3 protein-coding genes are annotated in these 2,839 nt (G+C 42.2%); 2 read left to right on the forward strand and 1 reads right to left on the reverse strand.

Annotated features, from left to right (window positions below):
• Window positions 1-334 (forward strand): hypothetical protein (locus tag Q0688_RS23305; protein WP_299082960.1); only part of this gene is annotated, 334 nt, incomplete at its 5' end.
• Window positions 335-477: 143 nt separating this feature from the next.
• Here Q0688_RS23305 and Q0688_RS23310 read toward each other — a convergent pair.
• Window positions 478-1,008: a sulfur transferase domain-containing protein gene (locus Q0688_RS23310; RefSeq protein WP_299082962.1), complete on the reverse strand. Its 531-nt coding sequence runs from the start codon at window positions 1,006-1,008 to the stop codon at window positions 478-480.
• A gap of 223 nt (window positions 1,009-1,231) precedes the next feature.
• Between Q0688_RS23310 and Q0688_RS23315 the strand changes: the two genes are divergently transcribed.
• A complete protein-coding gene (locus Q0688_RS23315; protein WP_299082964.1) occupies window positions 1,232-2,479 on the forward strand; it encodes an IS256 family transposase in 1,248 nt (415 codons plus the stop codon).
• The last annotated feature ends 360 nt before the right edge of the window (window positions 2,480-2,839 follow it).

Consider the following 2,839-nt stretch of genomic DNA (forward strand, 5'->3'; position numbering starts at 1 on the left):
TACTGCAGCTTTCGCCGAAGAACGCGCAGCAAACATCAGTATTGGCAGTAATGGCAGCGGATCAGTCGACATGACTGTAGCTTCCGTTCTCCAAATTATAGGTCATGCCATTGGCAGCGGTTTAGTGAATAAATTTATTGTTCTTGTGCCAAACGAGATTGCTATACCTATTGAAGGTGGTGGAACCGCTTGTATTGCATCAGGCTTTGATATTTCTGCTAATTCTCCTTTTACAGAAGATAGATTTACACAATTGCTCGAACAATTGCGCTCAATTCAACCTGAACCTGGCGTTTTTCTTGATGTGGAGCTCACAGAAAGCTGCAATATTTGATAGGTGTCGCGACTTGGCTCAATGACCGGAATTCTGCGGACACATTATTTATCTTCGAAACAAGTAATGTCATTGTACGCATACTGACGGTTTAGTTGGCTGTCAGTTGCGCGACTATTAATAGGGGCACCACTCCTTAGAATCTACGGGGCTTCTATTGATTGGCCTAGCATGGCTGCTCTGATTTTTTCTTCATACGCTGGGCGCATACCCACCTTGCGACCTTGCGCAATGGCTTTTTCAGGATCAACACCTTTGCTGATTTGATAAGTTACCCACATTGCGCCAGCCCGGTTACCAGAGTTGCAGTGAATTAAAATAGGTTTCTCCGCCGATTCAAACTGTTTTGTAAAATCTGCCAGCTGTTCTTCACTAATACCTTTTACTGTTATGGGTACATTGATATACTCCATACCAGCGTCTTTAACAGATGTCATTTCTTCGTCGGTACCTTCCCTGCTTGTACGCATATCAATAATTGTTTTGAAATTAAAGATTGCCAATTCAGCTACACCATCAGCACCAAGAAGGCCAGATATGGCAATAGATGGGGTGATCCGGTTATAGTTCTGGACAAAGTTAATCTGACCAGTATAGGGGACTTTTTCACTGGCATGAACAATGCCGGTGAAGAAAACAGCCATTAGTGCCAGAATAGTGACAAGGTATTTCATATTAATCCTCAAGTAAAAAATGGATGGTATCAATTGTTGCAACTTAAATTTAGTATAGATGAATTTGGTGTAAGTACAGAGTCGAATTCTATTCGCTAACTATGTATTATCTACTTTTTATGAGTTATAGTTGAATCTAGTGTTTAGCGTATTGAAAAAAAGCGGCGTATCTGGTTAAGTTTGATGTTAGCAGACATTAAACCAACCCATAGGGATACGCCACATGAGTAATAATAACGTTGTTGAAATAAAAGATCGAGACACAATCACCGATGCACTAACGGAGATGTTACAAACGGGAGCGCAGCAACTAATTCATCAGGCAGTGCAAGCCGAGCTGGCTGTTTTTATGGGGCTTTACAGTAACCAATCAACTGATGATGGTAGAGCATCAGTAGTGCGTAATGGTTATCACCCAGAACGAAAGATACTGACTGGCATTGGCTCTGTACCCGTGAAGATACCCAAAGTACGCAGCAGAGAAGGAAAGCCAGTGACTTTTCATTCTGCACTGGTTCCGCCTTATGTTAGAAAAGCAAAATCGGTAGAAGCCAGCCTGCCGTGGTTATATCTCAAAGGCATCTCAACTGGTGAGATGGGTGAAGCGCTGAAAATACTGGTTGGTAATGACGCGCAAGGCTTATCGGCCAGCACGATCTCACGCTTGAAGCAGGAATGGGGGCAAGAATATCAGCAATGGCAACATAAGCCGTTGGACAAAGATCAATGGGTTTATATATGGGCTGATGGTATTTACTCAGGATTAAGATCAGAAGACACTAAACTTTGCGCGCTGGTCATAATTGGTGTTAACGAACGAGGACAAAAGCACTTTCTAGCTATTGAAGATGGTGTTCGAGAATCGACGCAAAGCTGGCGAGAAGTTTTGCTGAAACTCAAGCATCGAGGGATGAACGCCCCGCAGTTGGCAATCGGCGATGGCGCCCTGGGGTTTTGGAAAGCCCTGGATGAAGTATACAGCACCACACGCCATCAACGTTGCTGGGTACATAAGACGGCCAATATATTGAATAAGCTGCCCAAATCATCGCAGCCCAAAGCCAAACAGGCATTGCATGAAATCTGGCAAGCAGAGACAAAAGAGGATGCTGAAGAATCCTTTGATTTGTTTATAACAACCTATGAGGCCAAATTCCCAAAATCAACCTTGTGTTTACAGAAAGACAAAGAAGAGTTGCTGGCCTTTTATGATTATCCTGCTCAGCATTGGCAGAGCATAAGAACTAGCAACCCGATAGAATCAACTTTCGGTACCATACGTCACAGAACAAAGCGTGCAAAAGGTTGTCTCTCGCGTGACGGCATGCTGCATATGATGTTTAAACTGAGTCAGTGTGCTGAAGGAAAATGGAGAAAATTAAGAGGCTTTGGTTTCCTGGGCAAGGTCATCAAAGGTATTAAGTTTAAAGACGGTATTGAAGTAATATCAGACAACCAAGTCGCCGCTTGATTTAATGCTCAAACACCAGATTTGACAATAACTTCCATCATCACGACTCAGCTTAATTGAGAACGGCTATGATGAAGAAATTTTTTCTAAAGCTGAAGCAATTACTGGATGTACACCCAATAACAAGCGGTTTACATTAGTCCATAGCGGCGTTATCGATCTTTCTGAAAGAAATCCGATACCATTTTTCGATGCTCTGTCTTCTTTACTCAAACAGGGGCTAATTAAAGCAGATACTTTTAAAGTAATACTCCGAGCTACATGTAATGATGAATATTTACATGACCTTATCAAACAATATGAAATAGATCCTATTGTTTCACTTGAACCTTCCATCCCATATCAAGAAGCATTATCTGA

The organism is uncultured Paraglaciecola sp. (assembly GCF_937123705.1).
In the GTDB taxonomy this organism is placed as follows: Bacteria; Pseudomonadota; Gammaproteobacteria; order Enterobacterales; family Alteromonadaceae; genus Paraglaciecola.